We start from the raw sequence: 1,793 nt of genomic DNA on the forward strand, positions 1-1,793 counted from the left end.
GGGGAGCGGTCATCGTGATGGTCCTCGAGGATTCGGTAGAAGGTTGACTCGAAGGATCACGCGGTGGCCGCGCCTACGTCCGACGTACACGCCGGTGACGATCTCGGCGACCGCGCTACACCACTATGGGGGACTCAACTGAGGTCTTTCGGATGGATGGCGTAGGAACCTCCATCGTCGGGAGACCTCGACGTCTACCTGCGGACCGACGCGCCCGGCCGACCTACACCCTCATCTGGGAAGAGCCAGATTGCATCTACGAACGTGGCGAACGCCGCTGATGATCCTTCCGCGCGGATACCGAAGCCCCGATGTTTTCTACTCAGTCGTGGATATTCAACGCGACGGCGAAGCGGGACCACACCTCGCGACGTTCTACTCGGAGAAGGCGGCCCAGGAATGCATCCAGCAGTTGCAGACGGAGGGGTGGCGTCGGGTCTTGCCGGCCACGTCGCGGGGTCGCACGCTGGCGAGCAGCCTCTTGGCTTGTGCTGCGGACAGGTCGCGCTTGGCGCCGCCGGGGATCAGTTCCAGCACCAGTGCGTGGACCTGGGACACGATCCGGGTGTGGTCCTCCACGAGAGAGCGGCGGCGGTCGACCAGGACCCAGAGCACCGCGAGCTGCTCGTCATCGACGACTGGGCGTAGCCCGGCCATCCGGGTCGCGACCAGCGCCACGGAATGAGCTTCGGTGGCGTCGGTCTTGCGGCCTCGACCGGTGGCGAAGACCCGGGCGCGTGCCGAGAGTTTCGGCGGCACGTCGAGGACCTGCTCGCTGCCAGCAAGCAGCCGGATCGCGAGGTGGTGACCGATCCGGTTGCAGCCCTCAACTGCCCACACCCGACGCTCAGGGTCGGGCTGGATGCCGTTGACGTAATCCACCATCGCGGCAAACCCGGCCTGCGAGGTGTCGAATCGACCGCCGCCAAGGACGGTCCTCGCCGGTCATCACCTCGATCGTGGCCGACCGCTTGTGCGGTTCCATTCCGATCACGACACGTTCTGCTTGCTCCTGCATGCACTCTCCCGATGCTCGGTCCCAGTCGGTGCTCGAGTCGGGAAGGGCAACGCTACTTCGAGCTGGGCAGACCCCTCTTGAGCCTCTCCGACTCTGCGGTGCTCGGCCCGCGCACGCCATGAGTGAGCCACACGGGCCCGTCACCGGGCAGCGTGGGCAGCCGCAGTGAGAGCGACGAGCCAGGCACCAGGACCGACACTCGCCAGCACCGATCCCGAGGTCAAGGAAACAAGTAGCCGCTGTTAGTACGGCACAGCGTGGCCGCTCATGCCGCTGACTGCGCGGTCCTGCCGATGTGCGGTCGCGCCGCTGCGACGACGTCGCCTTGAGCGTGAACTACGTGCCCATTGTCGCTCCGTTCCCAGGCGGACGCGTCGTCTGGACTGGTCTTGCGACACGCAGCACGCTCGGCGCGAACTCGAGGTCGGGTTACGCCAACTGAGGTTCGCTGATCGGGCGGCGTCCCCGGGGCAGGGGAGTCCGCGCGGGGCCTTCCCGGTTGCGGGCGCCGCTCCCCGGTCTCAATCTTCCCGTGTCCATCACCCACCTACGTGAATCCTCGTTCCCTGAGGTGGGAGAACCAACCTGGCAGCCCTCGTGGCCTGGGAGCCCGGACAGCAGCCAGCCCCAGGCGTCGCCGAACCCCTCGGAGTTGAGTCCCCGATAGTGGTGTAGCGCGGTCGCCGAGATCGTCACCGGCGTGTACGTCGGACGTAGGCGCGGCCACCGCGTGATCCTTCGAGTCAACCTTCTACCGAATCCTCGAGGACCATCA

1 pseudogene is annotated in these 1,793 nt (G+C 66.4%); it reads right to left on the reverse strand.

The features are described from left to right. Positions 1–375: 375 nt before the first annotated feature. A pseudogene (locus IE200_RS20445) lies at positions 376–924 on the reverse strand (IS110 family transposase); the annotation flags it as partial. Positions 925–1,793: the final 869 nt, after the last annotated feature.

Origin of the sequence: Nocardioides flavus (ex Wang et al. 2016) (genome assembly GCF_014653115.1) — a bacterium.
In the GTDB taxonomy this organism is placed as follows: domain Bacteria; phylum Actinomycetota; class Actinomycetes; order Propionibacteriales; family Nocardioidaceae; genus Nocardioides; species Nocardioides flavus.